Source organism: Dyadobacter fanqingshengii (assembly GCF_023822005.2).
GTDB classification, from domain to species: domain Bacteria; phylum Bacteroidota; class Bacteroidia; order Cytophagales; family Spirosomataceae; genus Dyadobacter; species Dyadobacter fanqingshengii.
Genome location: NZ_CP098806.1, coordinates 3,827,668 through 3,848,248, shown reverse-complemented (window position 1 = coordinate 3,848,248; position 20,581 = coordinate 3,827,668). Strand labels below are relative to the sequence as shown.

Below are 20,581 nucleotides of genomic sequence, written 5' to 3'. Positions count from 1 at the left end.
ATTGTCATATTTTCAGCAAATTTTCAACATCCGTTTTCAAAACCGGCAAATGCCTAACAACAATACCCCAAATAACATCATCAGAAACCGAATCATAACCATGAATGATCCGATTACGAGTATCGACGAGTTTGCGCGAGTTGGTGATTTGGATGTTGTTGTCCTTTTTAATGATGCGGTTCATCGCCTCGCCGATAATTTCAATGTTCCTTTCAACGGCGCGTTTTGTGCGTAAGTCAGCTTGATAGTTTGCAAATAGCATGGGTCGATCAGCGAAGAAGCTTTCGATTTCTGCGATTGCATTGAGGATATTATAAAGCCACGCTTTGATCTCAATGTCCATACACAAGCTGCTTCTGTTGATTTACATTTTGCAGAAAATAGGGATTTTTGATCGCTTTTGCTTCAAGCAGATCGACTTGACGATTAAAGATGTCTTGTAAAGAAAATTTAAAATCGAAGTAATTGTCCGCGTAATCTTCGACTTCCATTGGCGAAAAGTCTACGATCAGATCAATGTCGCTCTCTCTGTCAAAGTGATCAGTAAGAACAGAACCGAATGCATATAAGCTTTTCACCCTGTGTGCTTTACAAAGTTTTACGATAACTTCTTTATGTCTTTCCAGCATGTTCATTTCATTGTCTTTTCTTTTCAATTTATGAAAGTCCTCCGGCATAATCTTCACAATTTTGTCGCCTCTCATTACGACCAAAGGAGAATTCTTCTGTCTTTTAAATTCAAGAACACTTTCAAAAGTCTTTTTCATACCAAGACGTATCCTCTGCTCTAAATCGCGAAATTTTTCTTCTTCTGTCATAGCGATTCTGACTTTGATCTATTCCCAATCAACCGCTCCAATCTCCCCATCATATCATCCTTCTCCTTCAACATCCGCTCATAAAGCTCCATCTTCTCCTCATGCAATCTTCTGATTTCTGTAATCGGATTGACATTGAAAGTCGAATGTGGATTTCCCAAATATGCTTGATCGTGAAATGTATTTGAAATAATATTAATCGCCTGATCTTCATCAAAATTCCTAATTGCATCACTTGGGATTTTCAGTATTGCCGAAACCTGCTCTAAAATATCAGAATCAATCTTTTCTCTTTGTTCCAGTAACGATACCTTTTGCTGGTTCCACTCTTCTCCGAGCTCAAAGGCAAGGACGTCTTGTTTCATTCCAAGCATTTCGCGGAAGCGTTTTAGGTTGCGGCCTTCGTGAATCTTGGGGTTGGATGTAGTATGTGCCATGCGGGAAGGTGGTTTGTTAAAATGGCAATTTAGATAAATCTATCGGTAAGTTTCCGAGTAATTTACTAGCAATTCGGTGTAAGATACCAGTGCGATGTGTTACGTACGATTTCCAGGAATCCGTGCTTTGGCGCCAAACAAAAAGGGAAATCGTCATCAGGGTTCCGATCAGACATTTAAAATTGGCAAAATGAACACAGAAACACACGCTAGCGAGTCGCCCGACTCGCAATGGATCGCATACGGACGCGAAGTAGCCGCATTGCTCAGCAGCAGCACCGCCGAAAGCTGGACCGACGAACTTTGGACCATGTTCAGCGGCTTCATGCTAGCCCAAAACGAAATGGGCCGCTCGGAGAATTTGAGCAATACTTACTTTTCGTTTAAGGAATTGCTTGAATTTTTTGAGAAGGTTGAGGGGATTAGGAAAGGGGAATTTAGGGAGTTGTAACCACTACAAACCGTTCGTTCATTCAAGTGCGCCGGAGGAAAAGTTGAAATTATTTGTTGGAAAAATACAAGTACATAGCACCATTATTTCTGGAATCTCTTCTAAAATTAGTCGGTGCTATGATGAAAAAACTATTCTTAATGCTTTTCCTCGCTACGCAAGTGGCAACTGCTCAGGATGCGAATTATTTAAAAAATGGTGTGAACTACCCTATTTGGTTTAGTAAGACGAAATTGTTGATCAAGTTTAAGGACCGAACAAAAAGCAACGACTTGTATCCCGAACTATTTTCAAATCGAATTAAGCGAACCGAAATTATCCATAGCATTCCGGATATGGCTTATGTTGTTTTCGATTCATCAACATCAATCATCGAATTACAGAACGCCGTTGCCAAACTCCGAACAGATGAAAATATCAAATCAGCTCAGCCGATGCTGGTTTCTGAAAATGGCGAGGAAACAGCTGGACTGACAGATCTAGTTATTGCAAGGCCTAAAAGGGAAGTTCCTACAGAAGATGTTCTGAGTGCGTTCCGAAAATATAATTTGATGGTAGACGAGGAAGACAAGGACTCAGAAATCAACTACTATTTGAGCGGCGGGCTTGTTAGTAACAATCCCTTTGAAGCCTGCGAGAAGCTCGACGCGACGGGCCTGTTTGAATTTACACAACCCAATTATCTCCGATTTATAGAGCTGGCAGGAAATCCTAACGATCCGCTTTTTGCCAGTAATTGGGGCCTTGCTAAAATGAAATTACCTGAGGCCTGGGACATTACGACGGGTTGCTCAAACATTAAAATCGCAATCATTGACGACGGTGTACAACTTAATCACCCCGATTTACAACCCAATTTGCTTCCTGGTTTTGATGCTACGCAATATGGGACGAATGGAGGAACAGTTGCAGGAGAGGAGCAACACGGGACTAAGTGCGCTGGCTTTGCAGCTGCCAAAGGCAATAATGGAATAGGGATTGCCGGAGTAGCTTACAATAGCAAGATTATCCCAATAAGAGCGTTCGGTACGAAGCCGGACGGGAACTTGAGAACGGAGACATTGGACTCCTATGTAGCATCTGCCATTAATCATGCTATTAATCAGAAGAATGCAGACATTCTAAATATGTCATGGGGCATTATAGCAAGTATATCTCCTGTTAATCAAAATCCAGTGATTGAAGCTGCACTAATTAATGCCGCTGTAAATGGACGCGGAGGTAAAGGAGCTGTTCTCATAACAAGCTCTGGCAACAAAGGCCAGAACTATCTCGCACCTTTGCCTGGAAATGTCAAAGATGTGTTTGTTGTAGGCGCCTCCAAATCCAACGATACGCGCTGGGAAGGTTCAAACGGTCCCACGCATCGAATTGATGTGGCTGCTCCGGGCGCTTATATAACTACAAAAGATTTGAGTGCCTATAATAATCAGCCGGCTGAAAACGCAACTTCTTGGGCGGCTCCGGCGGTTGCAGGAATCGCAGCTCTCGTGCTTTCGGTAAATCCGAACTTGACTCAGTTACAAGTACGAAAAATCATCGCAGAAACGTGCGATAAGGTAGGCGGCTATAATTACGTTGTGGGCAATGGTTCTACATTTTCAGATCTATCTCACAACAATGATCTTGGATATGGAAGAGTCAACGCCCTACGTGCAGTTGAAAAAGCAGCAGGAGCTCCGATAACAGGGCCGGCGCTCATTTGCGTTAATGGTGGTTACTCACTAACCGCATTTCCATCAGGATCGTCTGCCGTCTGGTCTGCATCTGCCGGACTAAAAATGGCTGGGACCCTTGCTACTCGTCAGGCAGGTTATAACGGAGCGGGAACAATCTTTACAACATTGACGATACCAAATGCCTGCGCGCCAATAACAATCAAGCGTTCAATCTGGGTAGGCAATCCTAACATTAATAAAACTGTGAATGGTGTCGTTACTGGCACTACTTCGGTAAATGCAGGAGAACTATATAATCTTGCAGCAACTTCGACGAGTCCAAGCACAACATTTAACTATAATAATTATGCTGGTTCTGGGGATATGGCTATTGATCTTTACAGCCCAAACAGTTCGAATACTCAAATGTATGTTCTAGGTAATTCCACAAATGGATATCGTAAGGTTAAACTGACAGCAACAAATAGCTGTGGCAATTATGCTGAGGATTTTGTATTTTCCCTATCAGGAATGTTTAAAGTATACCCCAATCCAGCAACAGATATTTTGACGCTGGAATGGTTTACAGAAGATGGACGATCTGTTCCTGAGCAAATCCAGCTATTTAACGAAAATTCAGAAAAGCCCGAAAGAGTAGTTTCTGTGAAGAAGATGCTTGCGGAGCAAAATTCAAAAAGCAGAATCTCAATTACCGTAGGTGATTTGCCTCGGGGCATATATTTCCTGCATATAATTTCCGGACGCGGTGCAGATAAGCAAGTTGAGAAAGTAAGAATATTGTTAAATTAAACTCACGCAAATGTTATGAGACCATTTATTCTACTTTTAGGAATTATTGTATTTGGATTTCGTGCCCATGCACAAGCACGTTGGGAATTCGGCGTTCAGTTAGAGCACGGCAGAGATTGGTATGACCGAGAATATTACAACCGGGGAGAACTTCCTAACGGCTATATTGAAAACTTTCCCTCATATTATTCGCGGGGCGCTGGCTTTTATGCAGAACGCGTCATTAATCCGCGGTTCTCCGCTCTGGCACGAATAAGCTATCAACAGAAGAGAATGTACGTCGATATGTTTGGTGAAGCGAGCCGGACGGCTGGAAGTTGGATCACCAAAGAAATGCATCACCGTGGAGCAATCGACGCCGGAATTCGATGGTATGTTAATCCAAACTCAAAAATAGGGCTTTTTGTAGATGGAAAAGTAGGAGCGAATATGTTCATCGCCGCTGTGCAGCGGGAAGCAAGGCTAGGAAACATTGTGACAAACAATGCATTCGGTTACGATCGAGTTATTCCGGTGGCCTCTGGTTCAATAGGCGCAAAGTGGCAAAGATTAAGCATTTCAGCAGAATACAGACAGGATTTGACTGCTGCGAAACGGGATAGAATTGGGACTGGGATAACGGGCAGGGGTGTTGTTGGAAAGGTGGCGTTTACATTAATAAAGGTTAAGGGAAATTAATCCCTTAACCCTCACTTAGCCTCCTTCAAAGCCAGCGTCGTCAAATAATACTTCGCAATCATATTTGGCACTTCCCAACGGGGCAGTTGGCCCGCCTTCAAATACTCCATATACTTGTTAGCAACCTGGGCGAAGTGCGCTTCGTGGCCGTTGTCATATTTTGCAGGAATGCTCAATTCCCAGCCGGCTGCATTCTTTTTCAATTCAATGCCTGGGTATTTTCCTTGCACCATTTTGAAGCTGTTGGCTACTGCATCTTCGTAGGCTTTCGATTTATCGATGGTCTCAATGTAAAGTACTGGCTTGTATTTTTGGTCTTTGCCCTGGCGTACGATCAGGTTGGCTTTGGAGCCTTTCATGATGGAGTAATGCGTGTCGCCGGTGCCTTCGGGGGCCTGGAAATTCCAGATTACGGAGACTTTGGCATGAACACCTTTCAATGTGTAATTCATGGCGCCATTGGAAAAAACACTCAATGTCGTGTCTTTTACGTCTTTGCTCAGGAAGTCGGGGAAGTTATCGCTTTTGGTTACGAGCTTGAATTGTGATTTGGTGAGCTTCGTAGCGGTGCGTTTTGCGGAAAGCAGCTTAATGTCTTTTTTGTAATCCAATTCAGTGTTTGGGAAACAGCTCCATTGTACAAGGTCAACGAGGTGCGTGGTTACGTCTACCATGCCTTCGCCCTGTTGTTTTACATCAAAAAACCAGGTTGGCCGCACTAATGCTTCGCCGGAAATGTATTTGAAAAAATGGTGCACACTTTCTTTGGCAACGGCTGGATTTTCTGCCGTTCCTTTTTGCAACTCACCAAAAATCTCGGCCGAAGCAGCTAGCTCGCGCTGCAATGCGTTGGTGATCTCATAACGCTCGGTCATGATGTCATAAAGCAGCACTTTGTTTTTTTCGGCGCTTGCAAATGCTTCTTTTAATTTATCAAAACCTGCCGCATCAATGGCCATGGGTTTGTCCGCAAGCACATTAAGGCCCGCGTCTACGGATTGTTTAATGTAATCGGTCTTTTTTTGGTTATTTCCAGCCAGTATGACCACATTTCCCTTCTTTTCTGAAAGCATTTTTTCAAGAAAATCGGAGCCGGTGTAAACTTCCTCTTTCCAGGTGGTCGGGTCTTTGGGACTCGCATTGTATTTTTCTACTTTGTCCAGATAAGCCTTCACATCCGGGCCCTCGGACGCATATACATGCACAACCGAATCGACATCAGGATACATGGATTTCTGAACAAGAGCTGCGTGAAAGTGCCCGGGTTCGACCACGATCAGGCTTAAAGGTTTTTTTGTTGCTTCGTCTTTGGCTTCTTCTTTCTTCGTATCACATCCCTGATTTAATGCCATGGCGCTCATGAAAGCGATTGTCAAGAGTTTGTTTCTCATGTTGGTGGATTGAGGTAATAATGCAAGATAGGCCCAAAAATGATGTTACGCCTGACTGTAAGACGAAATTTCTTTCAGCTTCCCTGAACTGGCTTTATCAATAAACAAAATCGCGTTTGGATGTTTGCGGAGAATCGTAGACGGATATTCTTCCTGAATTTCTTCGGCAACGGTGTGGTAAATGGCCTGCGCCTTTTTCTCGCCCGGAACCATTGCATAAGCATATTTTGCCTTCATTAATGTTGGGATCGTGAGCGTCAACGCCGTTTGCGGCACTTCGTCAAATGTGTCGAAACACGCATCATTCACCTGTTGCTGGCGGCACGCATGGTCCAGATCCACTTGTTTTACGATCAAAGGATCATCAAAAAACGCCACATGCGGGTCGTTAAAAGCCAAATGTCCATTTTCCCCAATGCCCAGACAAACGATATCAATCGGATTTGCCTCCAAAAGTTTAGCATAACGACTGCATTCTTCCTCCATATTTTCCGCATTGCCATTGAGATACGAAACCGATTTCAATGGCACGAAATCGAATAATTTGACTTTCAAAAAATTGCCGAAATTCTGTGGTGCGTCATTGGGAAGGCCCACATATTCGTCCATATGAAAAGCATTTATTTTCTCCCATTCAATTCCTTTTTCTTCCTTTAATGCAGCTAAAAATTCGTTCTGAGACGGCGCGGAGGCGAAAATGATATTAACCGAGTCTTGGATCCCTTGTAATTCGCGGATTTTATCAGCAACCATTTGGGCTGCATTGATCCCCATTTCTTGTCTGGTGTCGAAAATTTTTATTTCCAAATCGTCAACCTTCATAATTTGTGTTTTTTAAAATTGCTTGTCGTAAATTATTCTGCCTCTTACTATCGTCTTTTGTATGTTAATGTCGCTGTCGAAAATGACGATATCGGCGTCTTTTCCTGCGACTAATGTGCCTTTTTTATGATCTACGCCCATAATGCGTGCCGGAGTAGCAGTCATCATCCGCACCGAATCGAGCAGGGAAACATCAGCCATTTGAACCATAGTCCTAACCAATCGGTCGGTCGTGGAAACGCTTCCGGCGAAGGATGTGCGGTCTGGTAACTTAGCGACGCCGTCCTCTACAATCACTTTCAGGCCGTTTTTCAGCGATCCCAATGTGCTTTCGCCTTCGGGCATTCCTGCTGCGCGCATGGCGTCGGTGATCAATGCAATGCGGTCTGGTCCTTTTATTTTGTATATCAATTTCAAAAGCGGAGCGGGCAAATGCACGCCATCCGCAATGATTTCTACGTCCATATCAAGCAAAAAAGCGCTTTCAATGGTTCCGGCGTAGCGAAATGCATTCTTGCGCGTAACCCCGGACATGGCTGAATATAAGTGCGTTGCGAGCGTGTAACCGTTCTCGTAAGCTTCCAGCACTTCTTCATAAATGGCATCTGTATGCGCTACGGCCGCCAGAATGCCTTTTTGTTTTAATCTTTTACCAAAATCAATGGCTCCCGGAAGTTCCGGCGCAGCGCTCCACCGCGTGATCGAAGAGGAGTAAGCCAGCACTTCTTCATATTCCTTTGGGTCGGGATTGCGGATGTAACGCGGGTCTTGCGCACCACGCTGGCTTAATGCGAAATATGGCCCTTCCAAATGCATTCCCAGGAATTGAGCGCCTTTTACGTTTGTGGCATTCGCCTCTTCGTAGTTGTCGAGCGTTTGCAGCAAATCCTCTTTTTCACTCGTCAATGTCGTGGGGACTAAGGCCGTGGTTCCGTATTTGGCATGTGTTTCGGCGATCCGCAAGAATGCATTTACAGTCCCATCCATAAAATCGTGGCCACCGCCCCCGTGAATATGCAGGTCAATGAAGCCCGGCGCAATGTAATTTCCGCCTGCATCAATGATCTCCGCATCCGGAAAATCAACGTTTCCTTCGTGTATGCCCAGGATCGCGCCATCTTCAATCAGCAATGTCCCGTTTCGGATGTAGCGGAAAGGCGTGATGATGTGACCGTTGGTTATTTTCAATTTCATAAGCAATGTGTTAATCCTTTTCGGCAGATTCTAAAATCCCCATTTTCTCAATTTATGACCTTTCAATGCATAGAAAACGAGATACAAATAGCAGGGCAGGAGCACCCAGTAAGCCTGCCGCACATCCAGTGTATCCGCAAAATAGCCGTAGAAAAGGGGCATAATGGCATTTCCGCAAAGTCCCATGATCATGATGGAAGCACCCAGCTTGGTAAACCGGCCCAGATCGTCCAGCGCCAGCGGCCATATGCCCGCCCAAACCAGAGAATTGGCCAATCCAAGCAACACCACAAACCAGATCGAAACGTCTGCCGCATGCCCGAGGAAGTGAATTTCTCCTTTTGCAAAAATGATCAGTAATGTAAAGATCGTCCCAAGCAATGTGCAGATCCTGAGCGCAGTAACCTGACTGATGTATTTGGGAATGACTGTGATTCCAATCAAATACCCGCAAATGGTGCAGAAAAGGGTGTAGGAAGGGAAAACCTTTGCTTCCAGCAAATCAATGCCCATGGAATTGGCATAACCAATAATGGTGTCGATGGCGATCACCTGCGTTCCCACATGCAAAAAGATCGCTAATGCGCCGAGAATGAGGTGTGGGAACTGGAAAATACTCGTTTTGCCTGCATTAGCAGTCGCCAAATCTGCGCTTTCATGCTCCGTATCAATTTCCGGCAAGGGTGATTTGTAAACCAAAAAACCGAGAATAAATAGAAAGCTTCCCAATCCAATGTAAGGATTAATAACCCTGCGGATCAGCTCGTCCAATGCTGCGCTCCGCTCAATGTCCGTCATTGAGCTCAGTTGCTGGAACATCGCCGTGTCGGTGGGCCGAAGAATGACGGCTGCAAAAACGATAGGAGACAAAATGCCCGCTGCTTTATTGCAGATTCCCATAATGCTAATGCGCTGGGCTGCACGTTCTTTGGCACCGAGAATGGTAATATATGGATTCGCGGCAGTTTGTAAAATGGCTAAACCAATGCCGATTGTAAATAATCCAAGCAGGAAAATTTCGTAAGTCCGGGACATGGCGGCGGGCACAAAAATGAATGCACCCAGAGCCATCGCCCAGAATCCTAACATCATTCCTTTCTTGAAACCTACGGCCCTCAGCAAGTAGGAAGAAGGCACCGACATGACGAAATAAGCAATATAAAATGCAAATGCGACCAGATAAGCCTGAAAACTTGTAAGCTCGCAAGCGATTTTGAAATACGGAATGAGGATGGAATTCACCCAGGAAACAAAGCCGAAAATAAAGAACATCAGCCCGATCAGGAAAATCGAAATCATTGTTTCCCGCTTCGAAAGATCTTCAACTTTGATTGCTATGGAGGCGTTTTTCATGTTATACAGTCGGTTCCCAGCCCTTTTGATACTCTCTTTTCCAGAGTTTTTCGGCTTCTTTGTTGTTTTTAATGCGTCCGTTAGAGGAATCCACATTCAATGTTCCACCGGAGCGGAAGGCAATGTTGCCGAGTTGCGCAAGCAGCGTGCTTTGGTGACCGCCCACGATCTCTGACGCCAGCGGCGTTCCTTTTTTAATCGCGTCAAAGAAGTTTTGAATGTGCAATGCGTCCAGTCCCTGCGATGGGTTCATTTTATTTCTTGGATCAATAACGAAGTCGTTCTTTACTTCCTTAACAACCTTGTTATCAAGCCCATATATCGTGTAAGCATTGCCTTCGCTGATCTGCAGTGAGCCTGTTTCACCATAGAAAACCACACCCACGCTGCTGCCTTCGATCGTGCGTCCGTTGCAGCTTCTTCCTTCCCAGGTCATGGCCGTGTTGTTATCAAATTCCAGATTAATAACTTGTGTATCAGGTGTTTCCCAATCATCTTTGTATCGGAAGCGTCCGCCTGAGGAAGTGACGCGGTTGGGATATTCTACTTGGAGTCCCCAGCGCATTAAGTCCAGCATGTGCGTGCCGTTATTGAGCGCTTCGCCCGTTCCCCAGTTCCAAAGCCAGTGCCAGTTATAATGCACGAGATTATCCTTGTAAGCGCGGCGGGGCGCAGGTCCCTGCCATAATTCGTAATCCAGCCACGAAGGAACCGCCGTTTCTTTCCCTACGCCAATCGACGCCCTATTATTGGTATACCAACCTTTTACAAAATACGGACGGCCAATGGCACCGCTATGCACTTCCTTAATACCAGCCGCAACATTCGGCCACGAACGGCGCTGGTTGCCCATCTGGATTACATTCTTGTATTTTTTGGCTGCCGCAATCAGCAGTTCGCCCTCATTCGGGTTGTGGCTGCACGGTTTTTCCAGGTAAACATGCTTTCCGGCTTTTGAAGCCAGAATCGCGGCTGGCGCATGCCAATGGTCAGGTGCGGCGATAACCAATGCATCCATGTCCTTATTTTCCAGCGCTTTGCGGAAGTCAGGGGTGTTGGCTGGCTTGGATTTTTGGATTTCATTCACCTTATCAATGCATTTTTCCGCCGCCCTCGAATCCACGTCCGAGATCGAAACAACCTCACAGTTTGGTTGCAATGCATAATTGGAAGCGAGCGCCAGACCCCGGCTGTTCACGCCCATCACGCCCACACGTACTTTTTCATTGGCGCCAATGATCTTCGCGTAACTTTTTGGGCTAAAACCCGGCAAAATGCCGCCAAATGTAAGTAATGCGCTTCCAGCCAGCGTTTTCTTTATGAAATCCCTACGCTGATCGCCATTTGAATTTGACGCAATGTTGTTGTCTTTTTCAGGGTTATTTTTCATTAGGATTAAGGTTTTGGAATGACTTTTCAATTTAATTAATTTTTTATGAGCCTTGATTCGGGTTTCACTATTCCTGCTTCTTTCGCGAGCTTAACCATGTTGCTAATGATCTGAATTTCAGCATCCGAAGCCCAGGTTGCAGGCAATCCATAAACGATTTGCGCCACCTCACCTTCGTAACCGCCTTCTCTCAGAATAGTCGTGCTGGGAATGTAGGTCATCACGTCATTGGAATATCCCATCACGAAAGTATCCTGGCCGAAAATCTGTTTCAGGCTGATGGCATAACTCACCACTAACTCACCACCCAGCGTCATAATCGCCTGATCGCCAAGCTTCCAGACTTGAAGCGGGAAAGGGTAGGAGCTCTGGAAAGCTTCACCCTTATTGGCTTTGTCCAGCATTCTCAATGCCCATTTCTTCTGATACCCTTCGGCTTTTTCGGCCATTTTGGTAAGATTCTCCTTCGTTGGTGCAGTGGTTAAAGCTAGGTCAATTTCGGTATAAGCTGTTGTTAATGTGGGTTCCAATATTTTCATATCTTCGCTTAAAACACGTTCAACTGCGGCTGCAAGTGTTTTCCCATATTGAATAGCCAACGGGATTGTGCGGCGGGGAAGCGGATTTTGATCTGCGCCGGCTCCTTGAAAAAACAAGGCTGTGGTGCCGGGATAAAGCTTTTCCAGCTCAATTTGCGCATAGCCAGGATAATCGCCCGACCATTGGTAATTATCCAAAACCGTGGGATGGCAGGCATATCCAAATGCAATCGCCATTATTTTTCCGTTTGCGTCCGCCACTTTCAAGACCGGCACGGCCGCATCGCCCGGGCCGGTAATTTCTGTGAGCCTTTCCAAATTTGCCGCATCATTATTCCGGCGGTTTACCTGGAAACGGGCCACGCCGTTTTGCGATTGTATTGTTGCCGGTTGCAGGGATTTTAATGCATTACCAGTCAAAATCACAAGCTGGTCGATCAGTTTCTGGGAATATTGGCTGATGCTCTGCTTTTCGGCTGCATCCACAGGGTAAATGTCCGATAAAGCATCGCCGAGAACCGGGCCGGAATGCGTATGCGAGCTGTTGATGATGATCTGTGCTTTTGACAATTTAAACTGATCATTCACTCTTTTCCGGATTTCGTCAGACATGTTTTTAGGCATACCCAGCAAATCTGTTGTGATCAGCACCGCCCGCTTCCCATTCGCGTCTTCCAATGCAAGTGCCTTTGCCCACAAATCGTGCAGTTTGCCATCGGAAGGCTTGGTCCTCGCTGCAAAACCGGCCATCCACATGGAATTTTCAGGCGTGATTACCGCACGCGCAACACCCGCTTTCCAGCCTTTGTTTTGACCAAAAACCGGGAATTGGGAAACGATGAGAAGCGAAAAGATCAATAATCTCATTTGGCTTTTTTTAGCACACTTTCTAATGTTACGCTTTTTCCGCCTTGCCGTTTGCTCTCGTCAGCCGCCTCCATGAAGGCAAATATTTCAATGGTTTCCTCAGGAGTTACAGGCATTTCCCCTGTTTTGAAATACTTGATAATGTCCACCAAAAGCGGCGCATAACCACCATAAGGGCCTAAAACTTTATTACCGTCTTCCGTGAAAACTGTTCCGCCGTAGTCGTGTTTTCCTGTGCGCGTTCCGCGGAATGTGCCCGTGCGGCCATCCCCCCATATGCCTACAACTATGTCGGTGTTAGGCGTGTTGACGCGGGTAACACTTTTACACCCAGTTCCCATGACGGTATAAAGCGTTTCCACCCCGTGAATCCCATACCAGAAAAAATCAGGATGGGTTTTTTCCAGAACCGCCGGACTGTAAGTGTCGGCGCCCAGAACTTTGGCCTTATCTACACTTTCGAGCCCTTTGATATATCTTAATGAGGAGGCAGAGAAAACAGGGATCTTATATTTTTCAGCAGCCTTATAAATGGCAATTGCGTCTGTTAATGAGCCGGCTACGGGTTTGTCGATGAACATTCTTTTACCAGCTTTGAGAACTTCTGTTGCCTGTTGCAAATGCAGTCGGCCATCATTGGTTTCCAAAAGGATTACATCCGTTTCGGCCAGTAATTCCTGAATCGAGCTGGTGATCTTGACACCCATTTTTTTTACTTCGTCAATGTATCCCGGGATGCGTTTGGCGCTGGACTCAATGTCTTTGCTGCCATACGGATAGGCGGCTGTGACTTTGTAGCCGTCGTAAACAGGATCTGGCTGATCGGCGTTTAGCGCTTTGGTAAAAGCAATGCTGTGGGAGGTGTCCAGCCCTATAATGCCCACTCTTTTGCCGTCGGCTGGCTTCGCCAATGCAGGTAAATAATCCAATAGTCCCAATCCCGCGCCGGTTGCGACGGATTGGAGAATGAAGTTTCTTCTGCTCAGTTGCATATATAAATGGTAAAGTGTTTAGGAATAGACAAGATCAAAAAACAATGTCGGGTACGTACCCGTAAATATACTAATATATTTTTACTAACAACTTATTGATCGATTTGATTGTAAATTATTTTGGACTAACCTTAAAACAAAGGACTTTATATGGTCTTTTGCCGGTTATGCCTTTAATTTTGATAAAAGGCCTGGTTTTCTCTTGTAATAATGTCAATAGGCATAAAATGTACTTTTTCCACGGCGGTTCCGAGCACCAATGTTTGATATAGCGCCATTAATCCGCGGTAACCCTGTTCTTCGGGTTTATGGCAGATCAGAAAATCAATCAGCCCTTCATTCAGATAGCGGACGTTTTCTTTAAGAAAATCGTAGCCTATTAAAGAGATGTCGCCGCGCTTATTTTTTTCAAGAAAAGAGGCGACTGCGGAAACGCGTGAATTGGTGACGAAAATCGCCTCAATGTCCTCATGCGTATGCAGGATGCGTTTAAGGTCGCGCGTTACGGAGAGACTGTCCGTATCTTTAATGTCCACACGAATGATCTCACCCGGGAGATTGTGATCTTTGAAATACGACCGGAAGCCTTCCTCGATTTGCAGATAATTATAAGTATCAGTGTCTTTTGAAATATTGACAACCAGCACTTTGTGCTTTTCTTTCAGCCGGTAAGTCAGCAGCTTGGCCCCTACATAACCGCTTTGAAACAAATGCGGGCCGATATAGGTCAGATTTTCCTGGTCCGGAATGTCCGAATCAATGAATGTAAAGGGGATTTTTAATTTATTACAAGCCTTGACAAATCCGCGGGCTTCTTCAACGAAGGACGGTGCCATCAAAACACCATTAAATGTGCCTTCCAGGATTAATTTTGTTTGTTCATTGAAAGAATTATGATCATTCAGATCAAAAAGAAAAGTGGTGACCTGAACACCATATTTTTTAATTTCCTGCTGCGCACGATCGATTCCTTTGAGGGGCGCTTCCCAGAAATCAGTCTCCGGAGAAACTTTTGGAAGCAGCACAGCAAGAGAGATAATTTTACGCGAAGCCAAGCGGCTGGCTAGGATATTGGGTTGATAATCAAGCGCCTTGATGATCTCGTTGATCTTCTTTTTGGTTTTTTCAGAAACGCCGGTCCGGTTGTGAATGACCCTGTCCACCGTGGCAATCGAAACATTGGCACGCCGCGCAATCTCTTTTACGCCAAAATAAGTATTGTCTTTCTCCATCGAAAGGTTAGTAATAATAGATTACCAAAGAAGTGGTATTTTAAAAAATCTACCTGTCAGCAAAGCTTTATTGCTGATGACTATTGTATGTTTGATTATTATCTCCTTATTTTGTCTATCAAGTAAGTAGATTATAACTTCAAGATTGCATCGGGATAAATACTATTGAACCCTGATACCCTATGAGACAGCTCAGGACCGACTTGCCGGAATTTTCGGTGGTTGTCAATTTCATGCGAGTCGTCTGTGCTGTCGTAGGGTATCAGGGCAAAGATAGCCACCGATTTTCAAGTATTCCAGCGGTTATAATGTCTTTTTGAAGTGAATCAAATATAGTAGTAAATAATGAAAAACGTTATTGCACTGATTTGCTGCTTGATAGTTCATCTCACCGGAGCGGAATTAAACGCACAGACTCAGACCCCAAAAGCAGCTCGCCCCAATATTATTTTTATTCTTGCCGATGACCTTGGTTACGGGGATGTTGGATTTAATGGACAAAAGCTCATTAAAACACCTAACATTGACCGTTTGGCGCGGGAAGGGATGATTTTTAACCAATTTTATGCAGGAACTTCTGTTTGCGCACCTTCCAGATCTTCCTTATTAACCGGCCAGCACACGGGTCATACCTATATAAGGGGAAATAAAAGCGTTTCGCCAGAGGGCCAGCAGCCCATTGCGGATTCTGTTTTAACGGTTGCTGAAATTTTGCAAAAAGCAGGTTACGTTACCGGTGCATTTGGAAAGTGGGGGCTGGGCCCGGTTGGATCGGAGGGAGATCCTAATAAACAGGGTTTCAATCAGTTTTATGGTTATAATTGCCAGAGTCTCGCTCACCGTTATTATCCGAACCATCTTTGGGAAAATGATAAGAAAATAGTTCTCGAAGCCAATAAAAACCTGCTTTATAATAAGGAATACGCACCCGATCTTATCCAGAAAAAGGCGCTGAGCTTTATGGATAGCCGCGATGGTAAGCAGCCATTTTTCCTATTTTTGCCCTACATTTTGCCACACGCCGAGTTGCTCGTGCCCGACGATAGTATTTTTCAGTCTTATAAAGGCAAGTTTGAAGAGAAATTTCACCGTGGCGCAGATTATGGTTCCAATGCAAAAAGCGGTGGCTACGCTTCCCAGGAATATCCGCGGGCCACATTTGCGGCCATGGTTTCACGTCTGGATATGTACGTGGGGCAGGTTTTGGATAAATTAAAGGAAAAAGGGCTGGACAAAAATACGCTCGTCATCTTCACCAGCGACAACGGCCCACACGTGGAAGGCGGCGCGGACCCGAAATTTTTCAATAGCAGCGGCGGCTTCCGCGGCGTAAAGCGTGATTTGTATGAAGGCGGGGTAAGAGAGCCATTCGCCGCACGCTGGCCAGGAGTTATCAAACCAAATTCAAAGAGTGACTACATTGGCGCATTTTGGGACATTTTACCCACTTTCACCGAATTGGCGAATGCCCAACCGCCATCCAACATTGACGGCATATCGTTCACGGATGCATTAAAAGGCAAGCCTACTCAGAAAAAGCACGATTATTTGTACTGGGAATTTCATGAACAAGGTGGCAGACAGGCGGTTAGGCAAGGCAACTGGAAAGCGGTAAGGTTAAAAGCTGCCGGGAACCCCGATGCGTTAGTTGAACTCTACGACCTCTCCAAAGACCCGGGCGAAACCACAAACATTACCCCCCAATTCCCGGAAAAAGCCAAAGAACTAGGCCAAATCATGAATCGCGCGCACGTCTCGTCCACATTATTCCCCTTTGGAAGTTTGGTGACGAATGAGTGAAATTAATTAGCAAATTAGGGAACATAGGTAACTTGCAGCACCCAGCCTTGGGAGCCGTCGGCATTGGAGCGTTGCCAGCCTACTGATACGGGCAGATGTTTCAGGAAATATATTCCGACGCCTGTGGAAAGTTGGCCTTTGGAATTGGAGCCGGAAAGCCAGTCGGCTAATAGGTGTATTTTTTCATACCAGATTCCGGCATCAAGGCCAAGTTGAACTCCTTTAATAGGACCTTCACCGAGGTAGCCGTTATTTGCAAAATAGCCTCCGGCTGCAAGTTTGTAATGTTCATCTGCGAGTGAAGCAGCGAGATTGGTGTAAGTAAAATAGACCAGATGCTTTTTATGGGCAAGATTTGTCCCGATCAAACCGCCCAATCCGATTCCCAGCACTTTATTAATTTTGAATAACTTCTGTGTATTGACAAGGACGAGAGGCGCATAGGGCTCAACATCACTGGAATCGTTGTGGACAAAATGATGTGAAGCGCGTTCGTAGTTGACATTGAAAACATTAACACCTACTTCCCAAAATTTGCCAAGACCGTAAGTCGCGGTGGTTGTAGAGTTGATAACATCCTGGATTTCAAATTGCTGCTGAAAGCTCAATTTATTCTTTTCCGTAATTTCGGAAGAAGAAACATTAAAAATAGTAAGCTGCGCAAAAGCGCCTGAAGCAGAAAAGACCAACACAAAAAAGAAACAGTAAATCGTCTTAACCATACGGATTGGATTAGTATTCCTATAAGAAGTAAAAAATCCTTGCCAGTATACGTCGGTCGACCTCAGGCATTTAAGAGAAACTATATTTTTTGTAAAAATTGGGAAATCGTCAATATCTCAGTATTAGTTATTTTCTTGATATCCAGGAGATCAGTGTCCCCAGTTAGCAAATAATTAGCTTTACTATCAATTGCCAGCGAAAGTAAAAAATTATCCTTCGGATCGCGGCAGAGCGTTGTTACTGTGGTGACGTGAACAAAATCCGCAAACTCTTCTATTGATTCTAGAATTGCTTCCAGATCATCAGAGGAAAAATATTTTTTGAATTTTGGGCGGCCTGCGACTTGCAAGAATTCCTGCATAAGTTCTTCGCTAAAAACCAAGCGGCATTTCCGGGAGAAGTGGATCTTATCGAGCTTCGAAAAGTCTTTTGAAGTGAGAAAACTTATCCAAAGATTGGTGTCTAAAATTATTTTTTTAGAATTATTTCTCATATCGTTTGCTACGGACCAATTCTACTTCCCTGGTGATTTCATCCATATTGGGAATTGATTTGTTTTTGGAACGTAGTCGTTTGAGAATTGAAGCAAAGCCTGAAGCAGACTGCTTTTCAATTGCTATTAGTTCAAGATCTGCCAGATCTTTCAGCAATTTCGTCGCTTTGGGGTTCAGTATGCTTACTCTTAATGTTGTCATTCTCAAATTTAATAATTTTTTGAGTATCCCACCAATTGAAACTTTGCTTATCCTTTTAAATCAACCCCAATCCCGCTGCTAGTTTAATGAGCGATGCGGTATTTGAAACTTCGAATTTCATTAGGAGGTTTTGGCGGTGGCTGTTTACGGTGGTGACGCTTACGAAAAGTTTGTCGGCGATCTGGGGGTTAGTGAGGCCTTCGGCGATGAGGATGAGGACTTCTTTTTCGCGGCGGGTCAGGAATGGGATGGTTTTTGGCGTGGGCGTGGCAGCTGCCTGGTCAAAATTGACATTCATGAAATAACCGCCGGCTTGCACTTGCTGAATCGCTTCCAAAATTTCTTCCTTGCTCGAACTCTTGATCAGATATCCCGAAGCGCCGTTCTGGATCATGCGGGACACATAAGCGCGCTCGCTGAATGTGCTCAATGCAAGCGTTTTGACTTCGGGAAACTGGTCCTTCACCTTCTTACAAAGCTCAATTCCGCTGATGTCGGGCAGGTTAATGTCTAAAAAAGCAATGTCGACTTCATTGGCTTTGAGAAATGCAATGGCGTCAATGGCGTTGGTTGCGGTCCCCACGACCGATAAGCCCTCGCTTTCGGATAACAGCGATTTAAGGCCTTCCAAAACCAACGGATGGTCGTCTACAATCAGGATTTTAACGCTCATAATGTTCAGATAAAGTTGGGATACGTTTTTTGCTAAAAGCAATTTATACTACAATTTCTACCAGCACCGACGTGCCTTCTTCGGGAGTGGATTGAATGTCGAGCTTGCCGTTGAGATAATCAACCCGGGCCTGCACATTTCTAAATCCTGCCCCCTTGCTGGTTTCCAGACTACGGACATCAAAACCCTTTCCATTGTCCTCCACCGTAAGGCTCACATTATTGCCGATCCAGGTAAGCTGCACCTGCGCTTCCGTGGCTTCGGCATATTTAAGCACATTGTTCAAAAGCTCCTGCACGACGCGGTAAAGCACGATTTCGATGGAAGAATCCAGCCGGTTTTCGAAGCCGAAATCCTGCATGGTCACTTTTAATTGCCCGGATGCACTGATCCCCTCGCAGAAATCATTCAGCGCTTCGATCAGGCCAAAGCGGACCAATGTTTCGGGCATCATGCTGTGTGCCACGCGGCGCATTTCGCTGATCGCGCCATCTAGTTGTGTGAGTGCCCGGGTAAAGGTCATAGCGCTTTCCTCGGGTAGAATTACATTTCCTTTCACGGAATTTAAAGTTAATTTGATACCAGATAATAATCCGCCGAGACCGTCATGCAAGTCTCTGGCTACGCGGGTGCGTTCTTCTTCCTGGCCCTTCAAAATCGAGTTTGTGGCTACCAGTTGTTTTTCCTGCTGCAATTGTAAAACTTCCTGTTCGGCGATCCGCTTGCGGATCGCAATGTTCCTGTAAACTAAAACCGCTATCAATATGAATACAACCAAGCCTGCTATGAGGCTATAAATTAGAGTGTTGCGTGTTTGTTTTTCCTTTTCAAGCGTGACGATCTGCTTTTCCTTTTGGGCTGTCAGATATTTCGTGTCCAGTTCCTGCAATTGTTTTTGAATGTCAAGTCCCTGGATCGAGTCATTCATGATCGTGTATTTCATCAGATAATCGTATGCGCCTTTGTAATTGTTTTCGCGCGCCAGGTCGGTTGCGTAATCTTCATAAAGCTCCACCAAATGATCCGTCATTTCGTTGTCTTCTGCAATTTTGAGCGCTTCCCGGGTGTATTTGGCAGAAAGCTCAGGCTGGTTACTATCCTCAGCTACGAACATAAGCGCCCGGAGGCATTCCATTTCCAAAAACACATTTCCCGTTTTCCTGGCCAGATCCAAGCCTTTTTCTCCGTATTCCCGGGCAATGTCCAGTTTTTTCAGTCCGCGGTTAACCCGGCAAAGTCCGCCATAAGCCTGCACCACAAAAATGTCGGACTTAATCTTTTGCGCCACTGCAAGTCCCTCAGTGTAAACAGCCAGACCTTCCTTGTATCGCTTTAAATTGAAATAACAGCCACCGAGATTCGTCAGAATGTCTGCCAGTGTAAGGCTGTCCTTCATCGGACGCGCCAGCTGCAAGGCTTTTTGTTTGTATACCAATGACTTATTAAAAAGATTGGCATGCTCGAATGCAGACCCGATGCTAATGTAAAGTCTTGGAAGAAATTCCTTCATTCCTAACTTCTCAAACTGGTCTGCCGATCGCTGGTAATATTTAATGGCTTCGGTAAAATTGCCCATGTAGACGTGGCTGGTGGCAATATTAGCGAGGCTTTTTCCAATATTCACCTCGTGTTTCATGTCCCTGGCGATGTCGAAACTTTCTCTATTCAGTTTAAGCCCCTGCTCAAATTTTCCTTGCAAATTCAGGATATAGGTGTAATTCGAGCGGAATTTGAACTTCCCCATATTATAGTCCAGCTTTTGGCTCAATGCTTCTGCCTTCAAATAATATTTACCGGCACTGTCAAGATTCTGGTTTTCGAGCAACTGGCCATATTCAATGTATGCCAGCACGCGGTTGGTGTCTTCCTTACTTTCCCTGATCTTCTTCAAAATCGCATCTGCGCTTTGAGCGCTCGCATGTGTATAAAGAAAAAAGAGTAAGGCCGTCGTATAAACTAATTTCATCGATTCACGGAGGAGTTATGTATGGAAAATTACGGGTGTAAAATTCCTAAATAAAACCTTTCAATAATATCCTCTAAAAGCATGATTTTTCG

Annotated in this window: 20 protein-coding genes; 4 read left to right on the top strand and 16 right to left on the bottom strand. The window is 44.9% G+C overall.

The features are described from left to right. Nucleotides 1-4 precede the first annotated feature (4 nt). The 3 genes from NFI81_RS15945 to NFI81_RS15935 are packed head-to-tail and all read right to left on the bottom strand — an operon-like array spanning nucleotide 5 to nucleotide 1,255. Nucleotides 5-343 (bottom strand): HepT-like ribonuclease domain-containing protein, encoded by a 339-nt coding sequence (locus NFI81_RS15945; RefSeq protein WP_234611452.1) that lies wholly within the window; start codon nucleotides 341-343, stop codon nucleotides 5-7. Then, the gene (locus NFI81_RS15940) at nucleotides 333-818 is read right to left on the bottom strand and encodes a nucleotidyltransferase family protein (RefSeq protein ID WP_234611453.1); all 486 of its coding nucleotides are present in this window, start codon (nucleotides 816-818) and stop codon (nucleotides 333-335) included. The genes NFI81_RS15945 and NFI81_RS15940 overlap by 11 nt, the downstream gene beginning before the upstream one ends. Next, nucleotides 815-1,255: a helix-turn-helix domain-containing protein gene (locus tag NFI81_RS15935; RefSeq protein ID WP_234611454.1), complete on the bottom strand. Its 441-nt coding sequence runs from the start codon at nucleotides 1,253-1,255 to the stop codon at nucleotides 815-817. The genes NFI81_RS15940 and NFI81_RS15935 overlap by 4 nt, the downstream gene beginning before the upstream one ends. A gap of 190 nt (nucleotides 1,256-1,445) precedes the next feature. Here NFI81_RS15935 and NFI81_RS15930 point away from each other — a divergent pair, with 190 nt between their 5' ends. The 3 genes from NFI81_RS15930 to NFI81_RS15920 all read left to right on the top strand — a co-directional run bounded on the left by NFI81_RS15930 (nucleotide 1,446) and on the right by NFI81_RS15920 (nucleotide 4,852). Then, entirely contained in the window at nucleotides 1,446-1,706 is a 261-nt protein-coding gene (locus tag NFI81_RS15930; RefSeq protein ID WP_234611455.1) for a hypothetical protein, read from the top strand. A 119-nt stretch (nucleotides 1,707-1,825) separates the two neighbouring features. Beyond that, nucleotides 1,826-4,174: a S8 family serine peptidase gene (locus tag NFI81_RS15925; protein WP_234611456.1), complete on the top strand. Its 2,349-nt coding sequence runs from the start codon at nucleotides 1,826-1,828 to the stop codon at nucleotides 4,172-4,174. A gap of 15 nt (nucleotides 4,175-4,189) precedes the next feature. Next, a complete protein-coding gene (locus tag NFI81_RS15920) occupies nucleotides 4,190-4,852 on the top strand; it encodes a hypothetical protein (RefSeq protein ID WP_234611457.1) in 663 nt (220 codons plus the stop codon). A gap of 11 nt (nucleotides 4,853-4,863) precedes the next feature. On the opposite strand, the gene NFI81_RS15915 is transcribed toward NFI81_RS15920, so the two are convergent. The 8 genes from NFI81_RS15915 to NFI81_RS15880 form a co-directional block, all read right to left on the bottom strand. Continuing rightward, a complete protein-coding gene (locus NFI81_RS15915) occupies nucleotides 4,864-6,243 on the bottom strand; it encodes a putative oxidoreductase C-terminal domain-containing protein (protein WP_234611458.1) in 1,380 nt (459 codons plus the stop codon). A gap of 45 nt (nucleotides 6,244-6,288) precedes the next feature. Continuing rightward, on the bottom strand, nucleotides 6,289-7,065 hold the full coding sequence (locus tag NFI81_RS15910; RefSeq protein WP_234611459.1) for a glucosamine-6-phosphate deaminase: 777 nt from the start codon (nucleotides 7,063-7,065) through the stop codon (nucleotides 6,289-6,291). A 12-nt stretch (nucleotides 7,066-7,077) separates the two neighbouring features. Next, a complete protein-coding gene (gene nagA, locus NFI81_RS15905; RefSeq protein WP_234611460.1) occupies nucleotides 7,078-8,259 on the bottom strand; it encodes an N-acetylglucosamine-6-phosphate deacetylase in 1,182 nt (393 codons plus the stop codon). A 30-nt stretch (nucleotides 8,260-8,289) separates the two neighbouring features. Beyond that, nucleotides 8,290-9,612, bottom strand: a complete 1,323-nt coding sequence (locus tag NFI81_RS15900) for a sugar MFS transporter (protein ID WP_234611461.1) — start codon at nucleotides 9,610-9,612, stop codon at nucleotides 8,290-8,292. Nucleotide 9,613: 1 nt separating this feature from the next. After that, complete coding sequence (locus NFI81_RS15895) at nucleotides 9,614-11,002, bottom strand: Gfo/Idh/MocA family protein (protein ID WP_234611462.1); 1,389 nt, start codon at nucleotides 11,000-11,002, stop codon at nucleotides 9,614-9,616. Nucleotides 11,003-11,037: 35 nt separating this feature from the next. Then, the gene (locus NFI81_RS15890; protein ID WP_234611463.1) at nucleotides 11,038-12,408 is read right to left on the bottom strand and encodes a neutral/alkaline non-lysosomal ceramidase N-terminal domain-containing protein; all 1,371 of its coding nucleotides are present in this window, start codon (nucleotides 12,406-12,408) and stop codon (nucleotides 11,038-11,040) included. After that, nucleotides 12,405-13,400 (bottom strand): Gfo/Idh/MocA family protein, encoded by a 996-nt coding sequence (locus NFI81_RS15885; RefSeq protein ID WP_234611464.1) that lies wholly within the window; start codon nucleotides 13,398-13,400, stop codon nucleotides 12,405-12,407. Before NFI81_RS15885 ends, NFI81_RS15890 begins: the two co-directional genes overlap by 4 nt. 173 nt (nucleotides 13,401-13,573) lie before the next feature. Then, nucleotides 13,574-14,632, bottom strand: coding sequence for a LacI family DNA-binding transcriptional regulator (locus NFI81_RS15880; protein ID WP_234611465.1), 1,059 nt, complete (start codon nucleotides 14,630-14,632; stop codon nucleotides 13,574-13,576). 345 nt (nucleotides 14,633-14,977) lie between these two features. Between NFI81_RS15880 and NFI81_RS15875 the strand changes: the two genes are divergently transcribed. Then, complete coding sequence (locus NFI81_RS15875) at nucleotides 14,978-16,432, top strand: arylsulfatase (RefSeq protein WP_234611466.1); 1,455 nt, start codon at nucleotides 14,978-14,980, stop codon at nucleotides 16,430-16,432. A gap of 14 nt (nucleotides 16,433-16,446) precedes the next feature. Here NFI81_RS15875 and NFI81_RS15870 read toward each other — a convergent pair whose 3' ends face one another. From NFI81_RS15870 to NFI81_RS15850, 5 genes are all read right to left on the bottom strand, one after another. Then, the gene (locus NFI81_RS15870) at nucleotides 16,447-17,154 is read right to left on the bottom strand and encodes a hypothetical protein (protein WP_234611467.1); all 708 of its coding nucleotides are present in this window, start codon (nucleotides 17,152-17,154) and stop codon (nucleotides 16,447-16,449) included. A gap of 80 nt (nucleotides 17,155-17,234) precedes the next feature. Beyond that, nucleotides 17,235-17,648 (bottom strand): putative toxin-antitoxin system toxin component, PIN family, encoded by a 414-nt coding sequence (locus tag NFI81_RS15865; protein ID WP_234611468.1) that lies wholly within the window; start codon nucleotides 17,646-17,648, stop codon nucleotides 17,235-17,237. Further along, on the bottom strand, nucleotides 17,638-17,850 hold the full coding sequence (locus NFI81_RS15860; RefSeq protein ID WP_234611469.1) for a hypothetical protein: 213 nt from the start codon (nucleotides 17,848-17,850) through the stop codon (nucleotides 17,638-17,640). The genes NFI81_RS15865 and NFI81_RS15860 overlap by 11 nt, the downstream gene beginning before the upstream one ends. A 55-nt stretch (nucleotides 17,851-17,905) precedes the next feature. Continuing rightward, on the bottom strand, nucleotides 17,906-18,523 hold the full coding sequence (locus tag NFI81_RS15855; protein WP_234611470.1) for a response regulator: 618 nt from the start codon (nucleotides 18,521-18,523) through the stop codon (nucleotides 17,906-17,908). A 43-nt stretch (nucleotides 18,524-18,566) separates the two neighbouring features. Beyond that, complete coding sequence (locus tag NFI81_RS15850; RefSeq protein WP_234611471.1) at nucleotides 18,567-20,489, bottom strand: tetratricopeptide repeat-containing sensor histidine kinase; 1,923 nt, start codon at nucleotides 20,487-20,489, stop codon at nucleotides 18,567-18,569. Between the last annotated feature and the right edge of the window lie 92 nt (nucleotides 20,490-20,581).